Origin of the sequence: Anaerocolumna sp. (assembly GCF_032079385.1) — a bacterium.
Taxonomy (GTDB): Bacteria; Bacillota; Clostridia; order Lachnospirales; family Lachnospiraceae; genus Anaerocolumna.
The window spans coordinates 253,489-269,950 of sequence record NZ_DAMAUC010000002.1 but is presented as its reverse complement, the minus strand read 5'-3'; the positions used below and the strand labels follow the sequence as shown (position 1 = coordinate 269,950).

The following is a 16,462-nucleotide window of genomic DNA, read 5'->3' as shown; positions in this document are numbered from 1 at the left end:
AGCACCAGAATCGAGGTTATTATGAAAAATGATAAATTACACCCAAATATTTTAGCGGTTCGGATAATCTCTAATGTGAGTCCGGATTTGGCGGAAAAGCTTTCTCTTGGAGAACGCCATAAGAGTCTTGGGATTATTACAGCAGATAGTGATGATGTAACCTACACTGGTTTGGATGAGGCAACAAAAGCTGCGGATGTTGAAGTCGTTTATGCAAGGTCATTTTATGCAGGTGCTGCAAATGCAAATACAAAGCTTGCCGGAGAGGTAATCGGTATTCTTGCGGGTCCAAGTCCGGCTGAGGTTCGAAGCGGACTAAATGCTTGTATCACATTTATGGAGAATGATGCTTACTTTATTAGTGCCAATGATGATGATTCCATTGTTTATTATGCTCATACCGTTTCGAGAACCGGATCTTATCTATCAAAGATTGCAGGTGTCAAAGAGGGAGAAGCCCTTGCTTATTTGATTGCCCCGCCTCTGGAATCAGTTTATGCTCTTGATGCAGCTATGAAAGCAGCAGATGTCAGGCTATGCGAGTTTTATGGACCTCCAAGTGAAACAAACTTTGGCGGAGGATTATTAACAGGTTCACAATCTGCCTGCTATGCAGCCTGTAATGCATTTGCAGAAGCAGTAAGAAGTATAGCGGATAGACCAAAGGAATATCAATAAGATGCAAGCGTTAGGAATGATTGAAGTAATCGGTTTGCCTCCCGCAATTGAAGCAGCGGATTCTGCACTTAAAGCAGCCAATGTTGCTTTATTGGCTATAGAAAAAGTAAGTTCGGGAATCCTGACTGTAGAAATCACTGGAGATGTGGGAGCAGTTACCGCTGCTGTGGATGCAGGCGCAGCAGCAGCTGAGAGGGTTGGTACACTTCGGGCTAAACATGTCATACCTTATGTAGATGAAAGCCTTGAGGGGAAAGTACTAATAAAAGGTATAAAACTATTTCAACCCAAGAATAAACCAGTAATACCGTTAAGTCAAAGTGTTAATTCGGAATTCTCAAATTCTCAGGAAGATGGCACTGAAAAAGAAGATAAGGATGGCTTGCCCACTGTGGTTTCAAAGGACTCTGCACCCACGATGCAAAAATTTGATAGCGGGAACAGAGAAAACGAAACTGAGAATGTAGGGTTTCATACTATCAGTGCTGAAAATACAGAATCTAATACAATGACGAAAGAGAAAGAAACTATAAAAAGCTATAAAGATACTGATAATGGGGAAGTAAATACCCTGAAAACAGAACCAATAAAGACTTATACAACCACTGAATTAAGGAAAAAGAGCAATGATACTCTTCGGGCAATCTTACAAAGCCAGGGTGTGGAATTAACAGAATCTCATAAGAGTGCTAAGAAGGAAGAATTAATTCAGCTTATTATAGCACAGCAAAATCGTAGATAAGAAGGAGACGGCGGATGGAATTACTAGAGAAAGATTTAATGTCAATACAAGAAGTCCGTATGCTTTTAAAAAAAGCAAAGGAAGCCCATAAGATACTGGCAACCTTCAATCAGGAAAAAATTGATCGTATCGTAAAAGCAATCGCAGAAGCAGCATTGCAAAATGCTGAGCGCCTTGCAAAAATGGCAAATGAAGAAACTGGATTTGGTATCTGGCAAGATAAAGTAACGAAAAATGTTTTTGGTTCCATGGGAATTTATGAAGCAATTAAGGATCAAAAAACAATTGGAATTCTTTGTGAAGATAAAGAGAAAAAAACAATGGAAATTGGAATACCGGTAGGTATAGTGGCTGGTATTATCCCTTCTACAAATCCAACTTCTACCATTATGTATAAAACCCTAATTGCAATTAAAGGGGGTAACTGTATTGTATTTTCACCACATCCCGGTGCAAAGAATTGCATTCTGGAAACAGTTAAAATTGTCAGTGAAGCAGCAGAAGCAGCAGGATGTCCGAAAGGTGCAATATCCAGCATTACCATTCCGACCCTTCAGGCTACCAACGAACTAATGAAACATCCGAATACAAAGCTTATCTTAGCAACCGGAGGCTATGCAATGGTGAAAGCTGCCTATTCCTCAGGAACACCTGCTATTGGAGTTGGAGCAGGTAACGGCCCGGCCTTTATCGATAAAACAGCAAATGTTAAGTTAGCTGTAAAACACATCATGGATTCTAAAACATTTGATAATGGTACAATTTGCGCGTCTGAACAATCTGTTATAGTGGAACGTTGTATGGAGCAGACCGTAAGGGAAGAATTAGCTTCACAAGGCGGCTTTTTCCTCAATGAAGAGGAAACTAAAAAGCTGGCACGTTTTATTCTTAGGGCCAATGGAACAATGAATCCGCAAATTGTTGGAAAATCTGTAGCTCAGATAAGCAAACTTGCCGGTTTAACAGGTGTGCCAGCCACTGCAAGAGTTTTAATTGCAAAAGAATCCAAAGTGGGTGATGATGCTCCCTATTCCAGAGAAAAATTAGCACCAATCTTAGCCTTCTTTGTGGAGGAAACCGTTGAAGACGTAATGGATAAAGTAGTAGAGATATTAAGCTTTGAGGGAATGGGACATACCTTCTCCATGCATTGTACTAATGAAGAATTAATTAAACGTTTTGCCTTGCGGGCTCCTGCTTCCAGAATCTTAGTTAACACAATGGGTTCTCTTGGCGGTATTGGAGCAGCTACGAATCTTTTCCCAGCACTGACACTTGGCTGCGGTGCGGTTGGAGGAAGTTCTTCTTCCAATAATATTGGTCCAATGGATTTAATTAATATAAAACGTGTAGCATTTGGTGTAAAAGAATTGGAAGATATAAAAAATAAAGCAGATAATTTCCTAGGTGATACCAAATCATCCAGTAGCAGTGCATACTGTAATGTTAATACAGAACTGGTAGAGGAAATAGTAAAAAGAATTATGAAACAGCTAATATAAACAATAAAATGTAGAATAATAGTAGTAATACTAATCTTCGTTAGAAATGTAATAATTTCTTAATGCATTTTAGTATAAGTAACTTTTTCTATGAATATTAGGAGGAAATGAATATGTCTAATACAAATGCACTTGGTATGATTGAAACAAAAGGTTTAGTTGGTGCAATCGAAGCAGCAGATTCAATGGTAAAGGCTGCCAATGTAGCTTTAATCGGTAAGGAACAGGTAGGTGGAGGTTTGGTTACTGTTATGGTACGAGGTGATGTTGGTGCAGTGAAGGCTGCAACTGATGCCGGCGCTGCTGCAGCAGAACGTGTGGGTGAATTAATATCTGTACATGTAATTCCAAGACCTCATACTGAGGTGGATGCAATTCTTCCTCATAGCCATACACAGGCATAGCTGTTAACTCAGATAACAGAAGGAATAGAAACTTCTTTCATGATATGCCTTATGAGGCTGCTGCAAGATAGAATAAAAATGCGGATATAGAAAATAGGCAGGATATTACAATTATATTTGAAACATTCATTTTGCAACAGCCCCGATATACCAGGCAGATTAGATTATAGTGAGGTTAGGAATGGCATTAATAACAGAACAAGATATTCGAAAGATGATAAGTGATGGTCTTTTAAAGGAAAAGGGCGAATTTCATATGGGAAAAGACACCATATTAACCCCTTCTGCCAGAGCCCATCTATTAGAGAAGAACATTACACTTACAGGAAGAGATAATAATCATGGTTCCGATTCCATAAGCCATGGTAAATCTATAGTATCAGAAGATAAAACAGAGCCGACGAATAAAAAACATTCTTTAGAAGCAACATCGGGATTCGATACAGTATTTGGTGTTCATCTGGATTATAAACCAGAGCATATGACACATCTTAGGGGAAATTATCTAGTATTTAAAGATCACAGACGGATTATTCTTCGGGGTGCAATTGATTATCTGGAATCGGAAATCATAATTGCACAGACGGTCTCTGAACGTTTACAAATGCCCAAGCTAACCAAAGAGTTAGAAGAAGTGATACGCTTTATACGCAGGCTGCTGCAATGTGAAGTCAAGGGAGAAGAAGTGGGCGATTTTACTCTCGGAGGTTTGAATGAAAAAGATTTAAGGGAACAATCCTATCATCCAAGTCAATATTTTGGAATGAGACATTTTCTTCCTACCTATCAGCAGGGTGAGATGGCTGCCCATCTAAATAAATTAAGAACCCTTGCAAGAAAGACAGAAATAGTAGCATTTAAAGCGTTTAAAGCAGAAGATGGAACGGTAACCAGAGAGGATATTATAAGAGCATTTAATCGTTTGTCCTCTTTCTTTTGGATTATGATGTTTAAATATCTTACAGGAAAATATAACGAATCATAGAAAGTAGGAAGTATGTTAGCAGAAACAAACATTAATATAGATGCAATCGTTGATGCAGTATTAAAGGAACTGAAAGAACAGCTATTTATCCTAACAGAAGCCTCCGGCAGACATGTTCACTTAAGCAGAGAAGATATTAACACACTTTTCGGATATGATTATCAGCTTACTCCTGTTAAAGATTTATCTCAGCCCGGACAGTTTGCTTGTGAAGAAAGAGTTACCATTACGGGTCCTAAAAATGCTATTCATAATGTTGTAGTATTAGGTCCTGAGAGAAGTAAGTCTCAGGTTGAAGTGTCGTTAACAGATGCGCTGACCCTTGGAATTAAGGTTCCGGTAAGGCTTAGTGGTGATATTAAAGGAACGCCCGGAATTAAAATAACAAATCCTAAAAATGGAGTAACAATAGAGGCAAAGGAAGGACTTATAGTTGCAAAGCGTCATATTCACATGACACCGGAAGATGCTAAACGTTTTCATGTATCCAATGGTGAATCGGTTAAAGTTAAGGTATTTGGAGAACGCCCTTTGATTTTAGAAGATGTGGATATACGAGTTGATAAGAACTTCAGTACGGCGATGCACATTGATTATGATGAGGCAAATGCTTGCGGTCTCACTAAAGGCTCCAAGGGTTTGATTATTGCATAAATAGGATACCTGCTATGTTCTTTAGGACTAATAACGTAGATTTATATCTTCACAATAAGAAAAGAGTTGAGTATATGTACGAAGATATTATTGAAGAAGTTACGAAAGAAGTTCTTCATCGTTTGTGGTCATATGAAAAAACTTGCATACACAAAAAGACGCTGTTAGTATTATCGGACGGAATGTATCCACTTTCGGAGTCGATAACAAAAGAATATAATTTGTTAATCCCAGATGGGGGTAGTGATAAGACAGATGAACTTCATAAAATGGTTTCTTCTGCGGAAGCAATTTTGATTACATCTGTAACTGTGAAACAATTGGTGAATCTGGCAATCTTATGTGGTGATGGTTATTTAGAAGAAGCAATACGCTACGCCCTTTTACTTGGAAAAAAAATTTTTGTACTTGAGGAAGGGCTGGAATACCGTTCCTTCAAGGAAACGGCAAATAAAACATTTTACCGCAGACTGTTAGAGTATGAGGATTGTTTAAAACAATACGGTATTATCTTTACTTCAGAAAGTGCATTTTCACTTAGTGAAAAACAAGTAAAACAAACAGTACAACGAAAACAGCAGGGCGATGGTAAAGGGACTATTTCTTTTACAACAGCAACCTTTGATAGAAGTGAAGAACCGGTAGAGCTTAGGAAAAAGCTGATTTTAGAAAAAGACTTAATGAATTTAAATATAAAATCACAAGCAGCGATAAGCATTGAAAAGAATAGTATCATAACACCCAGTGCTCTCGATTATGCAAGAGCACATCATATGCGGTTTATTAAAATGTGATGGAGGCGCAGGCAATTGGAACTTGGCAAGGTAATAGGGAGCGTTTGGGCTACCAAAAAAAACGAAAAATTAAATGGTAATAAACTACTGGTAGTACGGCTAGTGGATTCTTATGAGAAGCCAAGTAAGGAATTGGTAGTTGCCGCGGATATAGTAGGTGCAGGTGCAGGAGATCAGGTACTTATAGTACGGGGAAGCTCAGCAAGATATGCATTATCGGCTTCCGGTTCCCCAATAGATGCGGCAATCGTTGGTATTGTAGATTCTGTGGTGGTAGAAGAGTATGAATAAAAGTATCGGTGCACTAGAGTTTATCAGTATCAGCCGAGGAATGTATGTAGCAGATGCCATAGTGAAAAAGGCTGAAGTAGAAATTATATATTTTAGAACAATTTGTCCGGGCAAGTTTCTTATCATTGTGTCCGGGAATGAAGGTGAAGTAGATACTGCAATTGATTATGGAGTCAGTATTGGAGGCAAAACTTTATTCGGCAGTTTCAAAGTACATGCAGTATCACCAGCAATTATTGAAGGAATACGGGGAAAGTATGAACCTATAGAGAAATTAGATGCAGTTGGCATTGTAGAGACTAAGATGGTTTGTACCGGAATTAAAGCTTTAGATATTGTATTAAAATCAGCAGATGTTAAAATAATTCGAGTATATCTTGCTTTTACCATTGGCGGTAAAATGGTATTTGCCGTAACAGGTTCGGTAAGCAGTATTGAGCATGGGATATCTGGATGCAAACAGCTTTTAAGTGAAAGTGAGCAAGAAAATATAGCAATTATACCGTCTCCGAACAGAGATATCCTGGAGAATTTATTAAAGCGATAAGGAGGTGTTTTCATGAGTGTAAATGAGATTATTGTTTATATCATGGTCGTATTTGCGGTACTTGGTGCAATCGATCGAATTATTGGTAATAAATTCGGTCTTGGAGAAAAATTCGAAGAAGGTATTCTTGCTATTGGATCCTTAGCAATTTCAATGGTTGGTATTATCGCTCTTGCACCTGTATTGGCAAATATTTTGAAGCCGGTTATTGTTCCAGTATTTGGCTTTTTAGGCGCTGACCCGGCAATGTTCGCAGGAACAATATTAGCATGTGATATGGGTGGTGCGCCGCTTGCAGAGGCACTTGCAGAAACGAAAGAGGCGGGAATGTTTGGAGGTTTAATTGTTGGTTCCATGCTTGGACCTACAATTGTATTTACCATTCCAGTAGGCCTTGGAATTATACGTGATGAGGACAGAAGATATTTAGCAACAGGTGTTTTAGCAGGTGTGATAACAATTCCCATTGGTTCCTTTGTTGGTGGTTTAGTTGCAGGCTTCCCTATAATGATGGTAATACTTAATTTGATTCCTATTATTATTATAGCTATCTTAATCGCTCTGGGCCTATGGAAATTTCAAGATGGAATGATTAAAGGGTTTACAATCTTCGGTAAATTTGTGGTTGCAGTTATTACCTTTGGCTTAGCGGTAGGTATCGTAGAACAGCTAACTGGTATTGTACTAATAGAAGGTATGGCCCCAATTAGTGAAGGTTTTAAAATTGTTGCTGATATAAGTATCATTCTTGCTGGTGCGTTTCCATTGGTGTTAGTTATTACAAAAGTATTTCGTAAGCCATTAATGGCACTTGGTAAATTACTTGGAATGAATGATGTTGCGGCAGCAGGTTTGGTAGCTTCCCTTGCAAATAGTATCCCTATGTTTGGCATGATGAAGGATATGGATAACCGTGGCAAAATTTTAAACGTAGCTTTCGCAGTTTCTGCAGCCTTTGTATTTGGTGATCATCTTGGATTTACCGCCGGATTTAATTCCACAATGATTGTACCCATGATTATTGGTAAATTAGTTGCCGGTATTACTGCTTTGTTTGTAGCAATCTTCATTGCAAATAAGACATTGAAACATGAGGATGTAAAATAGATATACCGGTTAGAATAAACTTCTAAAACCTTTTGAAAAAACATTTTTTAATTCAATTGATAAGATAGAATGAAAGGAATAAGCCCATGGAAGTAAATCGTATGGAAATTGAGGCCATGATTCGTGAAATTGTAATGGAGAAGCTAAGCAATGGTACCACAGATTTATCTAGAAATAAGCTGAAAGAAGGTATCATTTCTGTCAAAGTCCCAACCATTCAGGTATCTGACAAGGATCTGATGAACACTGGTAAACCAGGGGACGTTGTCTATACAAAGGATTTATTTTCGCTGGAAGAGAGTCCAAGACTTGGTTGTGGCATTATGGAGATGAAAGAAACCACATTTGATTGGACTTTAAATTACGATGAAATCGATTATGTGATTGAAGGTACTTTAAATATTGTAATCAATGGAAAGTCAGTGACGGCCAATGCCGGTGAATTAATATTAATACCAAAGGGATCTTCCATTAAGTTTTCGGTTCAAAATTATGCAAGGTTCATCTATGTAACCTATCCGGCAGACTGGGCCAGTCAAGGGTAGGATAAGGTAAGCAGTTGAATAACAAGAACTAAAGATATTAATAGATGAGTATAACACCCCCTAAAGTTAATATATCTTTAAGGGGTGTTTGAAATATTTTAATAGGAGGTCATTCCATGGAAGGTAATTATGCCCATACAAACAACGATAAGGATACAAATAAAAAAGAATCCAGAACAGAATTTGTAAGTTTTAATGATAGTAGTTACGTCAATATTAATAATGCAAGCAAATACGGGGTGAAGAATAAACGAAAGTATGTAAGTGGTGATATTTCAAGATCCTCGGCAAATCATCGGTTTACTCCACTGGGAAAAGAAGATGAAAATGACAAACCGTAGTACATAGTTACTACGGTTTTTTATTAATTTTTTCATAAATAATATGTTCTTTATTATCGAAATGTGATAAAATAATTTGAAGAGTACCATGAGAGGAGCTGATGGCTTGGAGCAGGATAAACCCGCTGCTGATAAAGAAGCTTTAGTTTCCAGACATAATCGTGTGAAGCAAATAAAAATTACGATTATTGTATTAATAATAGTCTTCTTAATTCTCCCTACTATTCTATGTATTATAATGTTTTTTAAAATACAATCACTTCAAAAGCAAGTTGATATGTTAATGATAGAACGTTACGGAGCAACCTATGGTAAGTTATTTGAAAAAAATCATGAAAGTGTTGCACATGCAGCTGTTGTGAAATATAATAATTCTATCGGTAAAGATAATACATTAGATAAAAATAAGGAAAGTCAAATAGTCAATGCCAATAAAGAGAATGAAGCTGTTAATACGGAAACAAAGAAGCCGGATATAGAGAATTCTGAAAAACAGGTTCTCAATACCAATTTATCAGAGTCGGAGGATCTTTCTAACGAATCAGAGAGAAAAAGTGAAGAGTCATTAGAAAATGATCCAATTACTGAGAAGAAGACAGAAAAAGAAGATTTAAATTTATCAAAAGAAGGCTATATATTTGATAGCTCGAAAACAGTTTATTTAACCTTTGATGATGGACCTAGCAAGTATACTGCAGATATTTTAGATATGCTAGATACATATAATGTAAAGGCTACTTTTTTTGTTATCGGTAAAACAGACAAGCATTCCAGGGAGATGTATAAAAGAATTATAGACGAAGGACATTCTTTGGGAATGCATTCTTATTCCCATGTTTATGATGAGATATATAATTCTTTGGAAGATTTTGAGAAAGACTTTACAAAGCTTAGTGATTTGTTATATGATACTACTGGATACATTCCTTCTTTATATAGATTTCCAGGGGGAAGCGGGAACTCGGTGAGCAAGGTAGATATTCAGGAGCTGATCCGGTTTTTAAAGGAAAAGTCGATTATCTATTTTGACTGGAATGTGGTTAATGGTGATGCTACGGGAATAGATTATTCCCCAGAGGAACTCTATAGGAGCGTAATGGAGGGTGTCAAAATACATAATAGATCTATTGTTCTGATGCACGATACAGATACAAAAGAGAATACGATAAAATCCTTAGAATCCATTCTTAAGACTTTAACAGAACAAGACGTCAATATCTTACCGTTAACAGATGATGTAACTCCAATTAGACAAGTAAAGTAAAATCCATGAAATAAAATATAGTAAAAAAGTTAAAATACAATTAACACAGGAGGAAAAATTATGGGTTTTTTTAAAGATTTTAAGGAGGATTTATCACAGGCGGTAAATGAATTAATGCCGGAAGAGATGTTTGACGACAATCAAGTGGTTAATACTTTAGACGAAGAACCTGAACAAGGGGAGGATACTTTAGTAGTAGGAGAGGAAGCAGCAGCATCTGACGATTTAGTAAGTAATTTTGATGATAATGTGGATATGGATATTCTGGATGCCATTCTGACGGCGGATGAAGAAAGCGAGGCTTTAGAAAGCTTAAATGACTTGGAGGAGACTCCGGAATCTGACATGTTGGAAGTACAAAACGATATACAGCCTGAACCAATACCAGAAGAAGCAGCCATGGATGAATCAAGTGGAATGAATGATGCAGAGGGTACCGATGAAATAACAGTAATTACAAAGGGAACTGTAATTAACGGTAGTATTAATGCAGATGGTTCTTTAGATGTCATGGGTACCATAAGAGGCGATGTGGAATGTTTGGGGAAACTTTCTATTTATGGTACAGTATCCGGTAACTGTATGGCTCGCGAAGTATTTGTAGGTGCAAAACGCTTAGAAGGCAGCATTAGCAGTGAGGGTAGTGTTAAAATTGGACTTGGAACTGTAATTATAGGAGACGTTACAGCTTCTTCCGGTGTTATTGCCGGAGCAATAAAAGGTGAAATTGATATTAACGGACCCGTTATCATTGATTCTTCGGCTGTTGTTAAGGGCAATATTAAGGCACAATCCATACAAATTAATAATGGAGCCATTATTGACGGTTTCTGTTCATTGCCTTATGCATCAGTTGATATAGAAAATATATTTGAATAGTTTATAAGAGCAGGTTGAATTTTTCTTCCTGCGAAAGGAGCATAGTTATAAAGATGAACAGGTATAAGAGAGTATTACTTAAATTAAGTGGAGAGGCTCTTGCAGGGGACAAGAAAACCGGTTTTGATGAGGCAACTTGCATTAAAGTTGCAAATCAGGTGAAACAACTGGTAGACAGTGGTGTAGAGGTCGGAATTGTAATTGGCGGAGGAAACTTCTGGAGAGGAAGAACCAGTGAAACCATTGATCGGACAAAAGCAGATCAGATTGGTATGCTGGCCACTGTTATGAACTGTATTTATGTATCTGAAATATTTCGATATGTAGGAATGAATACACAGATTCTCACTCCATTTGAATGTGGAAGTATGACCAAACTATTTTCGAAAGATAGAGCTAATAAGTATTTTAAGAAAGGAAAGGTTGTATTCCTGGCTGGCGGTACCGGTCATCCTTATTTCTCAACTGATACTGGAGTAGTGCTTCGGGCAGTTGAATTAGATGCAGATATTATTCTAATGGCAAAGGCAGTAGATGGAGTTTATGATAGTGATCCAAGAAAGAATAAGGACGCTAAAAAGTTTGATGAAATTAGTATGCAGGAAGCATTAGACCGTAAACTGGCAGTAATGGATTTATCTGCCACTGTTTTATGTTTGGAGAATAAAATGCCAATGCTGGTATTTGCATTAGAAGAAGAAAACAGTATTGTAAATGCTGTCGGCAGCAAATTTAATGGAACTAAAGTAATAGTATAATATATAGGAGGCGAATATTATGGATTCAAGAATTGAAATTTACGAAAGCAAAATGAAGAAATCTTTAGAAAGCTTAAAGGAGGAGTATTCTACCATTCGGGCAGGAAGGGCAAATCCCCACTTGCTTGATAAATTAAGGGTAGATTATTATGGAACACCATCTCCAATTCAATCCGTTGCTAATATTTCCGTTCCTGAAGCAAGAATTATTCAGATCCAGCCTTGGGAAAGCAAGCTAATCAAAGATATTGAGAAAGCAATTATTGTTTCTGACCTTGGTTTAACACCTAGTAACGACGGTAAAGTAATTCGTTTAGTGTTCCCGGAGTTAACAGAAGAAAGAAGAAAAGAACTGGTTAAGGATATTAAGAAAAGAGCAGAAAATGCCAGAGTTGCTGTTCGTAATATTAGAAGAGATGCAAATGATACTATCAAGAAGCTAAATAAAAACAGCGAAATATCAGAAGATGAAATGAAGCAATTAGAAGAACAGGTTCAAAAGTTTACAGATAAGCACATAGCTGATATTGATAAACTAACCGAAGACAAATCAAAGGAAATCCTAACAGTATAAATATAAAAGAGATTAGGACGTGTTTTGCCTGTGCTGAGAGGCAGCAGCCCCTCAGTTATGTCAAAATGCGTCTTAGTTTAATCTCATCAGGTAAGTCTTTGCTTCTTAAAAGAGGATTAGAATTACCAGTTGGAAAAATTTGATCTACAGACAACGCTTTCCAACTGGCAAGTGGGAATATTCGCTTGAATAAATATTTTGGAGGTCTCCATGGGAGATATTATAAATCAGGACGGTATGAGGATACCGGAGCATGTAGCAATTGTATTAGATGGTAATGGCCGTTGGGCAAAACAAAAAAGAATGCCCCGGAATTATGGACATTCCGCAGGAAGTAAAAATGTGGAAAGAATTGCGGAAGAGGCATACAATATTGGAATAAAGTATTTAACTGTTTATGCATTTTCTACTGAAAATTGGAACAGACCAAAAGAAGAAGTAGATGCATTAATGAAATTATTAGGTAGTTATTTAAAAGACTGTTTAAAAACAAGTAGTAAAAACAACATGAAAGTTCGAATTATTGGTGATATATCAAGATTAGATGAAGAAATGCAAAATAGAATCAGAGAATTAGAAGAAGTATCGGCAAAGAATACAGGCTTAAACTTTCAAGTGGCTTTAAATTATGGCAGCAGGGACGAAATGATTCGTGGAATCAAGAATCTTGCCATAGATGTAAAAACTGGAAAGATTAACTTAGAAGATATAGATGAAACACTTTTTACTAATTATTTAGATACCAAAGGAATTCCGGATCCGGACTTACTTATACGTACAAGCGGCGAACAGCGCTTGTCTAACTTTTTATTATGGCAATTAGCTTATACAGAATTTTATTTTACAGATATTTTATGGCCGGACTTTAATAAAAAGGAATTAATGAAAGCTATGGAATACTATAATAGTAGAGATAGAAGGTTCGGCAAAATATAATAGGAGGATAAGTGGATGTTTTGGATAAGGCTTCGGAGTTCCGTTATTTTAATGTTAATTACTATAACTACCATTGTGTTGGGAGGAAATGTTTTATTCGGAACTGTTTTAGCAATTTCCCTCATTGGCATGATGGAATTATACCGTACCATTAAAATAAATAAATCCTTATTAGGTATTATAGGTTATCTTGCATGTATAGCTCTGGATTTTTTAATACTATATCAATATGAGCAGTATAACATGGTGTTATTTATTGCTTTTTTGCTTATTTTGTTATTAATCTACGTATTTACCTTTCCAAAATACAGCAGCGAACAAGTTTCAATTGTTTTCTTAGGCTTGTTTTATGTGGGAGTTATGCTTAGCTATTTATATAAGGTAAGAGTTATAGAAGATGGAGCTTATTTAGTGTGGCTGATTTTTATTGGTGCATGGGGATCGGATACCAGTGCATATTGTACCGGAATGTTAATCGGTAAACATAAAATTTTGCCTAAATTAAGTCCTAAAAAATCTTTGGAGGGCTGCATTGGCGGTGTAATAGGAGCAGCTTTATTGGGAATTTTATATGGAACAATTATTAAAAATCAAATAACAGGGATTACGAACCCGCAGTTTGCATTTGCAATTATATGCGGTGCTTCCAGCATAATTTCACAAATAGGAGACTTAGCAGCTTCTGCAATAAAAAGAAATCATGATATTAAAGACTATGGTAAATTAATCCCCGGTCATGGTGGAATATTAGACCGATTTGATAGTATAATATTTGTTGCACCCATTGTATATTCACTTGCAAAAATATTATAAAACAGGTATAAGTTAAAGGTATGGATTAGCTGATTATTATTATCAGCTTCAGCGTTTGTTCATATTAATTTAAAATACTCGTATTAGAATTGAGGAATGTTATGAAAAGTATATCCATCCTTGGGTCAACGGGTTCTATTGGAACACAGACACTGGAAGTAGTAAGAAATAATACGGATATTAAGGTTACTGCATTATCTGCAGGCCATAATATAGATTTATTAGAAAAACAAATAAGAGAATTTCATCCTGCTATAGTTTGCGTATGGGATGAGCAAAAAGGAAAAGAATTGGCACTGCGGGTAAAGGATTTATCTGTTTCTGTTGTTACCGGTTTGGAAGGTTTAATTGACTGTGCCACAGAAAAGCAGGCAGATATAGTAGTAACTGCAGTAGTAGGTATGATAGGTATTCTGCCCACCATAGAGGCAATTAAAGCACGTAAAGATATTGCTCTTGCCAACAAAGAAACATTAGTTACAGCAGGTCATATAATTACTCCCTTGGCGAAAGAATATGGGGTGAAGCTTTTTCCTGTTGACAGTGAACACTCTGCCATCTTTCAAGCACTTCACGGTGAAGGAGAGAATGAAGTCAGCAGGATTATACTAACTGCTTCCGGCGGCCCTTTCCGAGGCAAAAAACGAAAAGACCTGGAATGTATTCAGGTTGAAGATGCTCTAAAACATCCAAACTGGTCTATGGGACGTAAAATTACCATTGATTCTTCTACATTGGTTAATAAAGGTTTGGAAGTAATGGAGGCAAAATGGTTATTTGATGCTCCTTTGGATAAAATACAGGTAGTTATACAACCTCAAAGTGTTATACATTCGGCAGTGGAATTCATAGATGGGGGTATTATAGCTCAGCTTGGAACCCCGGATATGAAACTCCCTATTCAGTATGCTTTATATTATCCGGAAAGAAGAGTATTAAAAGGAGAGAGAATCGACTTCTTTAAATTAGGTCAGTTAACTTTTGAAGAGCCTGATTTTAAGACCTTTATCGGACTTAAATTGGCTTATGAAGCAGCGAGAGAAGGTGGAAGCGTACCAACGGTTTATAATGCTGCCAATGAATTAGCAGTAGCTAAGTTCTTAAACCGAGAAATTAAATATCTGGATATTGCAGATATAATCGGGGCTGCTGTTAAAAATCATAAAAAAGTAGAGAATCCATCTGTTGGTCAAATTCTGAATATTGAAAATGAAACATATGATTTTATAAATGAACTGACAAAAGATAATGGGAAGCCATTGAAAAATCTGTTATAAACCTTTAAGGAGGTCAGAATGAATATAATTTTACCAATACTAATATTTAGCGTTATTATTATTATACATGAATTAGGACACTTTTCCCTGGCAAAAGCCAATGGGATATATGTAAAAGAATTCTCACTGGGAATGGGACCAAGGATTATAAGCTTTGTTCGTATGTCTGCAGGTTATCGTCCAAAATTATTTTTATCACAACATGATTATGATACTATGGAAGAATGCAAGACTAATACAGTGTATTCCATTAAATTACTACCAATAGGTGGTTCTTGTATTATGCTAGGTGAAGATGAAATAGCAGATGATCACAGAGCCTTTAATAATAAGCCGGTTTGGGCAAGGATTTCTGTAATATTTGCAGGTCCTTTATTTAACTTTATTTTAGCATTTATTTTGTCTGTGGTTATTGTAAGCATTATTGGTTATGATCCGGCTTCGATTCAGTATGTTACAAAGGATTCTCCAGCGGAGCAGGCTGGACTTATGGTTGGAGATGTAATAACAGAATTTGGCGGTAAACATATTAATTTAGCAAGAGAAGTAGACACATATTTAGAGTTTCATCCACTAACGGGTAAAGATATAACTGTAAAATATAAAAGGGATGGGAAAAAGGGAGAGGCTGTTATAGCTCCTAGAAATAATTATATGCTTGGATTCGGATATACTCCAAATTCAACTGCAGCAGAGATTTCCGATGTATATGAAAATATGCCTTTGGCAAAAGCAGGTCTAAAAACTGGGGATGTAATTACCAGTGTTAATGGAGTGGAAATTGCAACCGGAGTTAAGCTATCTCAATATTTCTTTGAAAACCCTTTGACTTCTGAGGAAATTGCCATAACTTATGAAAGAGGTGGAAAGTCCTATACTGCCTCTGCCAAACCGGAATTAGCAGCTAATAGTTATAACATAGGCATATCGGTTAACCGTTATAGAGAAAAAACAGGAGTGCTGGGTATTCTTCGATACGGTGCTGCGGAAGTGAAATTCTGGATTACTTCCACAATTGAAGGTTTGGGACAGTTAATACGCGGCAAGGTAGGTGCGGAAGATTTAGCTGGTCCAGTTGGTATTGTTGATTTTATCGGCGAGACTTACAAAGCCACTAAAAGTGAGGGTATTCTTACTGTATTTTTAAGTATGGCCAACATTGGCATACTCCTAAGTGCTAATTTAGGTGTTATGAACTTATTACCTATTCCAGCCTTAGATGGAGGTAGATTGGTATTTTTATTTTTGGAAGTATTACGTGGAAAACCGATTAATCAGGAAAAAGAAGGTTTTGTCCATATGATCGGACTGGTCGCCTTATTAATTTTAATGGTATTTGTACTATTTAATGACTTAGGAAGAATATTTTAA

The 16,462-nt window shown here is 36.7% G+C and carries 20 protein-coding genes; all 20 read left to right on the top strand.

The window, feature by feature from the left end:
- Positions 1–21 precede the first annotated feature (21 nt).
- A complete protein-coding gene (gene eutL / locus RT261_RS02930) occupies positions 22–678 on the top strand; it encodes an ethanolamine utilization microcompartment protein EutL (RefSeq protein ID WP_313129138.1) in 657 nt (218 codons plus the stop codon).
- A 1-nt stretch (position 679) separates the two neighbouring features.
- Positions 680–1,420 (top strand): BMC domain-containing protein, encoded by a 741-nt coding sequence (locus tag RT261_RS02925; protein WP_313129136.1) that lies wholly within the window; start codon positions 680–682, stop codon positions 1,418–1,420.
- A gap of 14 nt (positions 1,421–1,434) precedes the next feature.
- The gene (locus tag RT261_RS02920) at positions 1,435–2,922 is read left to right on the top strand and encodes an acetaldehyde dehydrogenase (acetylating) (protein WP_313129133.1); all 1,488 of its coding nucleotides are present in this window, start codon (positions 1,435–1,437) and stop codon (positions 2,920–2,922) included.
- 113 nt (positions 2,923–3,035) lie between these two features.
- Positions 3,036–3,326, top strand: a complete 291-nt coding sequence (locus tag RT261_RS02915) for a BMC domain-containing protein (RefSeq protein ID WP_313129131.1) — start codon at positions 3,036–3,038, stop codon at positions 3,324–3,326.
- Positions 3,327–3,507: 181 nt separating this feature from the next.
- Positions 3,508–4,311 carry a cobalamin adenosyltransferase gene (locus RT261_RS02910; RefSeq protein ID WP_313129129.1) on the top strand — a complete coding sequence of 268 codons (804 nt, stop codon included), beginning with the start codon at positions 3,508–3,510 and terminating at the stop codon, positions 4,309–4,311.
- 12 nt (positions 4,312–4,323) lie between these two features.
- Positions 4,324–4,965, top strand: a complete 642-nt coding sequence (gene eutD / locus RT261_RS02905) for an ethanolamine utilization phosphate acetyltransferase EutD (protein ID WP_313129128.1) — start codon at positions 4,324–4,326, stop codon at positions 4,963–4,965.
- Between the two features lie 74 nt (positions 4,966–5,039).
- Entirely contained in the window at positions 5,040–5,759 is a 720-nt protein-coding gene (locus RT261_RS02900; protein WP_313129125.1) for a hypothetical protein, read from the top strand.
- 15 nt (positions 5,760–5,774) lie between these two features.
- The gene (locus RT261_RS02895) at positions 5,775–6,050 is read left to right on the top strand and encodes a EutN/CcmL family microcompartment protein (protein WP_313129122.1); all 276 of its coding nucleotides are present in this window, start codon (positions 5,775–5,777) and stop codon (positions 6,048–6,050) included.
- Positions 6,043–6,597, top strand: a complete 555-nt coding sequence (locus RT261_RS02890) for a BMC domain-containing protein (protein WP_313129120.1) — start codon at positions 6,043–6,045, stop codon at positions 6,595–6,597. The genes RT261_RS02895 and RT261_RS02890 overlap by 8 nt, the downstream gene beginning before the upstream one ends.
- A gap of 12 nt (positions 6,598–6,609) precedes the next feature.
- The gene (eutH, locus tag RT261_RS02885) at positions 6,610–7,704 is read left to right on the top strand and encodes an ethanolamine utilization protein EutH (protein ID WP_313129117.1); all 1,095 of its coding nucleotides are present in this window, start codon (positions 6,610–6,612) and stop codon (positions 7,702–7,704) included.
- Between the two features lie 86 nt (positions 7,705–7,790).
- Positions 7,791–8,249, top strand: a complete 459-nt coding sequence (locus RT261_RS02880; RefSeq protein ID WP_313129114.1) for a cupin domain-containing protein — start codon at positions 7,791–7,793, stop codon at positions 8,247–8,249.
- 116 nt (positions 8,250–8,365) lie between these two features.
- Complete coding sequence (locus tag RT261_RS02875) at positions 8,366–8,590, top strand: hypothetical protein (protein WP_313129112.1); 225 nt, start codon at positions 8,366–8,368, stop codon at positions 8,588–8,590.
- An 88-nt stretch (positions 8,591–8,678) separates the two neighbouring features.
- Positions 8,679–9,854, top strand: a complete 1,176-nt coding sequence (locus tag RT261_RS02870) for a polysaccharide deacetylase family protein (protein WP_313129109.1) — start codon at positions 8,679–8,681, stop codon at positions 9,852–9,854.
- 60 nt (positions 9,855–9,914) lie between these two features.
- Positions 9,915–10,733: a bactofilin family protein gene (locus RT261_RS02865; protein ID WP_313129106.1), complete on the top strand. Its 819-nt coding sequence runs from the start codon at positions 9,915–9,917 to the stop codon at positions 10,731–10,733.
- A gap of 53 nt (positions 10,734–10,786) precedes the next feature.
- Positions 10,787–11,491, top strand: coding sequence for a UMP kinase (pyrH, locus tag RT261_RS02860; RefSeq protein ID WP_313129103.1), 705 nt, complete (start codon positions 10,787–10,789; stop codon positions 11,489–11,491).
- A 19-nt stretch (positions 11,492–11,510) separates the two neighbouring features.
- A complete protein-coding gene (gene frr / locus RT261_RS02855) occupies positions 11,511–12,065 on the top strand; it encodes a ribosome recycling factor (protein ID WP_313129100.1) in 555 nt (184 codons plus the stop codon).
- A 237-nt stretch (positions 12,066–12,302) separates the two neighbouring features.
- Complete coding sequence (locus tag RT261_RS02850) at positions 12,303–13,001, top strand: isoprenyl transferase (protein ID WP_313129317.1); 699 nt, start codon at positions 12,303–12,305, stop codon at positions 12,999–13,001.
- 15 nt (positions 13,002–13,016) lie between these two features.
- A complete protein-coding gene (locus RT261_RS02845; protein WP_313129096.1) occupies positions 13,017–13,814 on the top strand; it encodes a phosphatidate cytidylyltransferase in 798 nt (265 codons plus the stop codon).
- Positions 13,815–13,915: 101 nt separating this feature from the next.
- Entirely contained in the window at positions 13,916–15,091 is a 1,176-nt protein-coding gene (locus RT261_RS02840; protein WP_313129093.1) for a 1-deoxy-D-xylulose-5-phosphate reductoisomerase, read from the top strand.
- 18 nt (positions 15,092–15,109) lie between these two features.
- Positions 15,110–16,462: an RIP metalloprotease RseP gene (rseP, locus tag RT261_RS02835; RefSeq protein ID WP_313129091.1), complete on the top strand. Its 1,353-nt coding sequence runs from the start codon at positions 15,110–15,112 to the stop codon at positions 16,460–16,462.

Coding starts and splice junctions, on each gene's coding strand:
- RT261_RS02865 (WP_313129106.1), top strand. CDS start 9,915: ATGGGTTTTTTTAAAGATTTTAAGGAGGATTTATCACAGGCGGTAAAT.
- RT261_RS02910 (WP_313129129.1), top strand. CDS start 3,508: ATGGCATTAATAACAGAACAAGATATTCGAAAGATGATAAGTGATGGT.
- eutH (WP_313129117.1), top strand. CDS start 6,610: ATGAGTGTAAATGAGATTATTGTTTATATCATGGTCGTATTTGCGGTA.
- eutD (WP_313129128.1), top strand. CDS start 4,324: ATGTTAGCAGAAACAAACATTAATATAGATGCAATCGTTGATGCAGTA.
- RT261_RS02870 (WP_313129109.1), top strand. CDS start 8,679: ATGAGAGGAGCTGATGGCTTGGAGCAGGATAAACCCGCTGCTGATAAA.
- RT261_RS02915 (WP_313129131.1), top strand. CDS start 3,036: ATGTCTAATACAAATGCACTTGGTATGATTGAAACAAAAGGTTTAGTT.
- RT261_RS02890 (WP_313129120.1), top strand. CDS start 6,043: ATGAATAAAAGTATCGGTGCACTAGAGTTTATCAGTATCAGCCGAGGA.
- RT261_RS02875 (WP_313129112.1), top strand. CDS start 8,366: ATGGAAGGTAATTATGCCCATACAAACAACGATAAGGATACAAATAAA.
- RT261_RS02925 (WP_313129136.1), top strand. CDS start 680: ATGCAAGCGTTAGGAATGATTGAAGTAATCGGTTTGCCTCCCGCAATT.
- RT261_RS02880 (WP_313129114.1), top strand. CDS start 7,791: ATGGAAGTAAATCGTATGGAAATTGAGGCCATGATTCGTGAAATTGTA.
- pyrH (WP_313129103.1), top strand. CDS start 10,787: ATGAACAGGTATAAGAGAGTATTACTTAAATTAAGTGGAGAGGCTCTT.
- RT261_RS02900 (WP_313129125.1), top strand. CDS start 5,040: ATGTACGAAGATATTATTGAAGAAGTTACGAAAGAAGTTCTTCATCGT.
- eutL (WP_313129138.1), top strand. CDS start 22: ATGAAAAATGATAAATTACACCCAAATATTTTAGCGGTTCGGATAATC.
- rseP (WP_313129091.1), top strand. CDS start 15,110: ATGAATATAATTTTACCAATACTAATATTTAGCGTTATTATTATTATA.
- RT261_RS02850 (WP_313129317.1), top strand. CDS start 12,303: ATGAGGATACCGGAGCATGTAGCAATTGTATTAGATGGTAATGGCCGT.
- RT261_RS02920 (WP_313129133.1), top strand. CDS start 1,435: ATGGAATTACTAGAGAAAGATTTAATGTCAATACAAGAAGTCCGTATG.
- RT261_RS02840 (WP_313129093.1), top strand. CDS start 13,916: ATGAAAAGTATATCCATCCTTGGGTCAACGGGTTCTATTGGAACACAG.
- RT261_RS02845 (WP_313129096.1), top strand. CDS start 13,017: ATGTTTTGGATAAGGCTTCGGAGTTCCGTTATTTTAATGTTAATTACT.
- frr (WP_313129100.1), top strand. CDS start 11,511: ATGGATTCAAGAATTGAAATTTACGAAAGCAAAATGAAGAAATCTTTA.